The 6,336-nt window shown below is 42.7% G+C and carries 7 protein-coding genes; 5 read left to right on the plus strand and 2 right to left on the minus strand.

Going from position 1 to position 6,336, the window contains the following annotated elements:
* The first annotated feature begins 90 nt into the window (after nucleotides 1-90).
* From EKM90_RS08490 to EKM90_RS08500, 3 genes are all read left to right on the plus strand, one after another.
* Nucleotides 91-1,491, plus strand: coding sequence for a sugar transferase (locus tag EKM90_RS08490; RefSeq protein ID WP_125581644.1), 1,401 nt, complete (start codon nucleotides 91-93; stop codon nucleotides 1,489-1,491).
* Nucleotides 1,492-1,632: 141 nt separating this feature from the next.
* On the plus strand, nucleotides 1,633-2,607 hold the full coding sequence (locus EKM90_RS08495; RefSeq protein ID WP_125581646.1) for a glycosyltransferase family 2 protein: 975 nt from the start codon (nucleotides 1,633-1,635) through the stop codon (nucleotides 2,605-2,607).
* Nucleotides 2,608-2,633: 26 nt separating this feature from the next.
* Nucleotides 2,634-3,521 (plus strand): glycosyltransferase family 2 protein, encoded by an 888-nt coding sequence (locus EKM90_RS08500; protein ID WP_164507923.1) that lies wholly within the window; start codon nucleotides 2,634-2,636, stop codon nucleotides 3,519-3,521.
* Nucleotides 3,522-3,653: 132 nt separating this feature from the next.
* On the opposite strand, the gene EKM90_RS08505 is transcribed toward EKM90_RS08500, so the two are convergent.
* Nucleotides 3,654-4,370, minus strand: a complete 717-nt coding sequence (locus EKM90_RS08505; protein ID WP_125581650.1) for an IspD/TarI family cytidylyltransferase — start codon at nucleotides 4,368-4,370, stop codon at nucleotides 3,654-3,656.
* Nucleotides 4,371-4,605: 235 nt separating this feature from the next.
* Between EKM90_RS08505 and galU the strand changes: the two genes are divergently transcribed.
* Both galU and EKM90_RS12985 read left to right on the plus strand, forming a co-directional pair.
* The gene (gene galU, locus EKM90_RS08510; protein ID WP_125581652.1) at nucleotides 4,606-5,517 is read left to right on the plus strand and encodes a UTP--glucose-1-phosphate uridylyltransferase GalU; all 912 of its coding nucleotides are present in this window, start codon (nucleotides 4,606-4,608) and stop codon (nucleotides 5,515-5,517) included.
* A 412-nt stretch (nucleotides 5,518-5,929) separates the two neighbouring features.
* Nucleotides 5,930-6,112: an LCP family glycopolymer transferase gene (locus EKM90_RS12985; RefSeq protein WP_225422790.1), complete on the plus strand. Its 183-nt coding sequence runs from the start codon at nucleotides 5,930-5,932 to the stop codon at nucleotides 6,110-6,112.
* Nucleotides 6,113-6,116: 4 nt separating this feature from the next.
* Here EKM90_RS12985 and EKM90_RS08520 read toward each other — a convergent pair.
* The coding region (locus EKM90_RS08520) for an IS30 family transposase (RefSeq protein WP_125581656.1) at nucleotides 6,117-6,336 on the minus strand (220 nt) is incomplete at its 5' end.

Raw genomic sequence — 6,336 nt, forward strand, 5'->3', positions numbered from 1 at the left:
TATGATTTAACCGGTGCTTACGAGGATCCAACAAAACGGTTTGGGTAATGTAATAAGTTAAAAATCAATTGTGTCGAGAGGGAATTACTGATGAAGCGAAGAGCTACGTGGAGTGGAATGAAACGATTTGCGACTATCATTGGAGATGTCATCATCTTTAATTGTAGTGTGCTTTTGGCGTTTTACATCAAGTTTGGGAAGGGTATTCCCGCGATCAATTTTTACGCGTATGAAAAATCGGCACTTTATATTACCTTGCTGTTCTTGATTGTCAATTTTCTATTAGGCGTATATGTTTATTACAACAGACGTGTTAGTGATATTATATTTACTACCATCCTAGGCCAGCTATTGACAATTGCCGGATTAATCATGATTTCCTTCATCGGCAGGCTCTTCGCTTTTCCGAGATCGGTTCTGGCGCTTTCATTTGTTGTCAGCGTCCTTTTTCTTGGCGTTTGGCGAGTTTTTATCTTCTACATGTATCTTCGGTTTACACCAAACCAAAGAGTTGCGGTCTTAGCTTCTGATGAAGAGCTACCTGCTATTGTGCAGAATTTTAACTCCAACAAAAACAATAAGCACAAAATTGCATATGTTATTACGAATCATTTTATTGAAAATGCCAGGGATATCATGGCTGATGTGGATATCTTTTATCTGACAAAAAGTCTTTCCGACAGCAACCGGCGTTCAATTATTGATATGGTTCTCAAGAATGAGAAGCAAATTATGCTCACCTCAACCTTTGATAATATATTAATGCTACGTCCTAATCTGATGAATTTTGAAGACGAGAGCGTCATGGGCATTCGTGGTTTTAGAATTTCGCCTGAAGCGGCATTTTTTAAGCGGCTCTTTGACATTATCGTTGCGCTTCTTATGTTGATCTTAGCTTCTCCTTTTATGTTGGTTAGTGCGTTGCTGGTCAAGTTGACATCGCCAGGCCCGGTGATCTACAAACAAACACGCATCACATTGAACCAAAAGGAATTTAAGATTTTCAAATTTAGAACCATGCGCGCAGATGCGGAAACTAAATCTGGTCCAATGCTTGCCAAGGCTCATGATGCCCGCATCACGACAGTGGGGCGCTATCTACGCAAGTTACGGTTGGATGAATTGCCTCAGATTTTCAATGTCCTTAAAGGCGACATGTCAATTGTCGGACCAAGACCAGAACGGCCTTTCTTTGTTCAACAGTTCAATGATGAAGAGCCTCATTATTATTTGCGGCACAACGTTAGGGCTGGTATCACGGGGTATGCTCAAGTATATGGCAAATATGCCTCGGACTATCATAGTAAATTGAAATTCGATTTGTTATACATTAAGTGTTATAGCCTGACTCTCGACATCAAGATTTTGTTGCAAACAATCAAGATCTTATTCGATAAAATGTCTTCGCAAGGGGTCGATGAGGAAGAAGAACCAACGGCAAAGAAACTGCATGAGATTGTCCTGGATAACGATATAACACATTTAGTATAAGACGAGATGGCTTTATCAAAGACTGAGGGCTCCTTCGACAGACCTCTTTCAAGAATTCCTCTCAAAAGCGACGGGGCGCTCACTAGACATTTGTTGCGGGGGCGTTTTTTGTAGTAAAGGTCGGAAGGGAAGGGTGATATTATGCCAGACTTAAGTATCATTGTGCCAGTCTATAATGTTGAGCCATATCTGAAAGATTCCCTAACTTCGATATTAAAGCAGACGTTTGATGATTTTGAACTACTTCTGATTGATGATGGATCGACAGATGCAAGTGGGCAAATTTGTGACCAATTTGCATTGAAAGATAAACGCGTTCACGTCGTTCATCAAAGCAACGCGGGAATGAGCGCGGCTCGTAATCGCGGTCTCAAAATGGCCACTGGTAAATATCTGGGTTTTGTTGATAGTGATGATATACTCGCTCCTAATATGTATCAGCTATTGATTTCGAATTTAGAAACTTTTGATGCGGCCATTTCTATCTGCGGCATGAAGGAAATTCGTCGCGGCCAAACTGTGGAAGCCTATTCAAAACAGGTGGCTCAATTGTACGATTCTGAGGCCATTTTGGCATTGATATTGAAAGGGAAGCGACTCTCCGTCAACATTCAAAATCGGGTTTATAAAGCCAGCCTATTCAAGGATGTCACTTTTCCGGCAGGAAAAATTGCTGAAGATGCTGCAGTGACGACTGCGTTATTATGTCGTAACAATCGAGTTGTATTCGATGAAACTCCTTGTTATTTTTATCTTCGGCACGGGGCAAGTGCAACGACGCGGCCATTTGCCCAAGTTGATTTAACTAGTATTGAAGTTTGGCGAGCGAACGAACAACTGATACAAGCGACCTGGCCTAGACTTTCAGGCTTGGCACATATGCGTGTAATTAGTTCGAATTTCTACGTGCTCGATAAGATTATGCTTTCAGAAAACTGGCGTAAAATACCGGATCAAAAGCCAATTATTCAATTTTTAAAATCAAATGCAGCCTTTATTTTAAAAAGCTCTGAATTTACTCGAAATAGAAAAGTTGCCGTCGTTTTACTGTTGATCAGCCCATACATTTACCGTACGACTGTGAGGCTTCAGCGTCGCGTGAAAATGTTCGAATGACGTCAGGAAGTAGAGGAGCTCGCTTCATGAATAAACAGATTTCTACTGGGCTGAACAAGACTGCCATGATTATTTTGAATTACAACAGTCCGAGTGATACCACCAAGTTAGCCGATGAATTGTTTGAATGCCGACCTTTAGACACCGAATTAATCATTGTCGATAACAATTCCAGTGACAACTCAGGAGCACGGCTAAGCCGCTACGTTTCCGACAAGGACAATGCTTATTTTGTGGAAACCGGATACAATGGTGGTTATGCGTATGGCAATAATGCCGGCATCAAATTGGCATTAAGCCATGGGTGTGATTATGCATTAATCATGAACAGCGATATTACAGTGCGAGCAGGTCTGATTGAAGGGTTATCCGATTATTTAGATCACAATTTAAGTGCAGCGATAGCGACACCTGTACTCAAAAGCGAAGGCCGGCCAGATGACTATGGACGATATATTCGATTGGGGCATATCCACTTTGCCCGTGCTGCTAAGCCCAAGTATGAAGACGAGTTAGCGCTCACTGTTGATTCAATTGTTGGCGCCTGTTTTATGGTCCGGCTAAGTGCGGTTGAGCAAGTAGGACCGATTCCAGAGGCATATTTTTTGAACTTCGAAGAGACGGAATGGTGTCTTCGTTTTTCTAAAAAAGGCTATTCAGTTGTTTGCCTTCCTTGGATGGAGGTGTCGCATCGAACTCATGGGTCAATTAGTCAGGTTTCAGGACTGCAAAGCTATTTCATGAAGCGGAACCTTGTGGTTTTTAATTTAAGGATGGGTACTGTTGGACAAAAAGTGATTCTGATTTTGAAGATTATTCCTTTTTCTGTTCTTCAGAGTATCAAGCATCGCACCTTACTGCCATTTCGAGCTTATTGGGACGGCGTTACAGGTCGGAATAAATACCAATCCTAGGATCATTTAACACAATTCGGCGAAGGCCGATCAGAGTTATCAAAAGAGGCCCAGTATGTGTAAAACGGACAGTAATCCACTTTACACATACTGGGCCTCTTCTATTGGATACAAATTGCTTGTAAATGTTTTTTATTTTAACCAGTTATCTTTGTCGAGATTTAGGTATGCTTTGAACATTTCGAGGTTATCTTTGGTAGTCAATTTAATATTCATGTCTGAGCCTGCAGCAAAATATAGACGTTCCCCAAGTTCAACCATCATCGTATTTGTGTATGAAGAACCATAGATGCCGATCTTTTTTTCGAAGGCTGCATGATACGCCCAGTCAAGCTTTTTAAATTTGTAGGCTTGCGGAGTGGACACCCGCCGAAGTGTTTCTCGTGGGATGTATTTGGTAGTTGAAATCTCATCATCGATGACAAATATTTGCTCGTTGTACGGCATTGACGAGACCGCGTTGCCGTACTGTTGACATTTGACGATGACATCAGTTAAGACATCAGCATCAACTAGTGGCCGTACCCCATCATGGATGATGATGGTGTCATCGGCGGATACTTTATCCTCTAGATTGAAGACGCCATTGCGAATTGACTCTTGACCGCTGTCACCACCAGTAACAATCCATTTAAGCTTTGTGATATTGAACTGACGAGCATACGCCTCTACGACGTTTTGCCAGCCATCGATGCAAACAACCTCGATGGCATCAATTTGGGGATGTTTTTGAAAGCTTTCCAGAGTGTAAACGAGAACGGGTTTGTCGTACACATTGATAAATTGTTTGGGGATTTCCTGCCCCATTCGATGGCCCGAGCCACCTGCAATAATCACCGCAATATTCACTTAGTAGACCTCCTGAGGATTTTGAACAGCTTATGCACCTTATTATACCCCATCAGGAAACATTTCTGGAAGGCGAGTCATTAAGGCTTTTGTAAAGTGTTGAGACGCGAAGGGATCGAAACTCACGCCACTGAATTGTAAGGATTGTTTTGTTTTTTTCAATTCAATTTAAATCAGTCGCCCCACCGGCTATAATGTAAGGTGTTACAAAAAGAAGAAGAGGGGTTATGACGACATGAAAGTAAGAAAAGCAGTCATTCCTGCCGCGGGCTTAGGTACACGATTCCTGCCGGCAACGAAAGCATTAGCAAAGGAAATGCTTCCCATCGTTGATAAGCCAACTATTCAGTTCATTGTGGAAGAAGCCAAGGCTAGTGGTATCGAAGATGTCCTGATCATTGAAGGGAAAAATAAACGCTCAATCGAAGACCATTTTGATTCCGCGCCCGAACTCGAACAGAATCTCGAATCCAAAGGTAAGACCGAGATGCTAAAAATGGTTAACGATACCACAAACATTGGGGTCAATCTGTTCTTTGTTCGTCAGCCTTATCCGCGCGGCTTGGGGGATGCTGTGCGTTTGGCCAAATCTTTTATCAACGACGAACCATTTGTTGTCATGCTGGGCGATGACCTGATGATGGATAAAGAACCATTAACCAAGCAATTAATTGATGAGTACGAAAAGACTCATGCTTCCATTCTGGCCGTTAAACGGGTGCCACACGACCAAGTCTCATCATACGGCGTCATTGATCCTGAATCTGAGGTAGCCAAGGGCTTGTATAATGTGCGCAAGTTTGTTGAGAAACCGGCAGTCGATGATGCACCAAGCGATTTGGCCATCATCGGGCGCTACTTACTCACCCCGGAAATCTTTGATATTCTGGACCATCAAAAACCAGGCAAGGGTAATGAGATTCAGCTAACCGATGCCATTGACACTTTGAATCAGACACAACGAGTCTTTGCCCATGAATTTATGGGTCAACGCTACGATGTAGGAAATAAATTTGGCTTCGTAGAAACGACTATTGAGTATGGGCTGACTCATCCGGAAGTGAAGGACAAGCTTCGCGACTATATTCTAAAACTTGCCGATCGCATTAACGCCGAAAAGCCACAAACCAAGAAGAATACTAAGTAGTTTTTAGAAGGTGTGACTGAAATCGCCACGCCTTTTTCTGTGGCTGATATCTTCTGATTTTGATTAGACCTTTTACTTAGAATTAGAAATCTATTCGCATTTTGTACATTTTCAGGTAAACTCTGATTAATAGGATGAAGGTGGAAGTATCGACATGAGTAAGAACCATCTCTCAAAGCGACATCCGCTCCTGCGGATTTTTTCATTGCTAGCCATGACTATCATGATGTTAGTTGGAAGTTACGGCGTCAGAATCTATTCGCAAACCAAAGTAGCCGTTCGTAAAACTTACGACAATAAAGTCGTCAAGAAAAAGGTCGTCAACTTAGCATAGAAGAAGCCTTTCAGTGTGCTGCTACTAGGTACGGATACCGGTGCATTGGGCCGAAGTGAAAAGGGCCGCACTGACACCATGATCTTGGTTACCGTAAATCCCAAGTCGAATCGAACGACGATGATTAGCATCCCACGTGACACGTTGAGTCACGTTCAAAGCTCGTCATACACTGGGGCGACGAAGATCAATGCCCAATATACCTACCTCAATTTTCAAGTCAAGTGCAACGATGATAACGAATTCTTGATAGTGGTCTAGTCTGTTACGCCATGCATCGGTAGTAATCGCATGGGCGAAGATAGTTCAGAATACGTCTGGGACGATGGTTCAGTGCGGATTGGACTGCTTGAATTTCAACCAGGGTAACTGCTCTGAGAGACTTCCCTTTCGGGAAGAATTCCCTAAGCAGTCCATTGGCGTTCTCGTTTGTGCCACGCTCCCAAGGCGAGTACGGATGTGCGAAGTAAATCTGGGTTCCAACA

The organism is Lacticaseibacillus suibinensis, assembly GCF_003946175.1.
GTDB classification, from domain to species: domain Bacteria; phylum Bacillota; class Bacilli; order Lactobacillales; family Lactobacillaceae; genus Lacticaseibacillus; species Lacticaseibacillus suibinensis.

Coding starts and splice junctions, on each gene's coding strand:
- EKM90_RS12985 (WP_225422790.1), top strand. CDS start 5,930: ATGATCTTGGTTACCGTAAATCCCAAGTCGAATCGAACGACGATGATT.
- EKM90_RS08495 (WP_125581646.1), top strand. CDS start 1,633: ATGCCAGACTTAAGTATCATTGTGCCAGTCTATAATGTTGAGCCATAT.
- EKM90_RS08500 (WP_164507923.1), top strand. CDS start 2,634: ATGAATAAACAGATTTCTACTGGGCTGAACAAGACTGCCATGATTATT.
- galU (WP_125581652.1), top strand. CDS start 4,606: ATGAAAGTAAGAAAAGCAGTCATTCCTGCCGCGGGCTTAGGTACACGA.
- EKM90_RS08490 (WP_125581644.1), top strand. CDS start 91: ATGAAGCGAAGAGCTACGTGGAGTGGAATGAAACGATTTGCGACTATC.